The organism is Pseudoalteromonas sp. GW168-MNA-CIBAN-0100, from assembly GCF_040309225.1.
Classification (GTDB): domain Bacteria; phylum Pseudomonadota; class Gammaproteobacteria; order Enterobacterales; family Alteromonadaceae; genus Pseudoalteromonas; species Pseudoalteromonas arctica.
In genome coordinates this window covers 1-269 of sequence record NZ_JBEOOL010000597.1, presented here as the reverse complement: position 1 = coordinate 269, position 269 = coordinate 1, and the positions used below count along the sequence as shown (strand labels likewise).

The window sequence follows — 269 nt, the reverse complement described above, 5'->3', positions numbered from 1 at the left end:
ATATTACTGCTCAAGTTTTAGGCGATAAAGGCGGAGTGCGTATGACCGGTGGTGGTTTTGGTGGTTGTATCGTTGCTTTAACACCGGATCATTTAGTTGAGCAAGTACGTAACGCTATTGATACACATTATTATGCAAAAACAGGGCTTCAAGCAGACGTTTACGTATGCCTGGCTTCGCAAGGTGCTTTTAGTAATTAATAAAACACAATAAAAATCAATAAGACAACAAGGTTAAAGCTATGAAATTACAACCGCTCGACATTGCCA

Annotated in this window: 1 pseudogene; it reads left to right on the top strand. The window is 39.4% G+C overall.

What is annotated here, in order from left to right:
- A pseudogene (locus AAEY62_RS22600) lies at nt 1-200 on the top strand (galactokinase); the annotation flags it as partial.
- Nucleotides 201-269 lie beyond the last annotated feature (69 nt).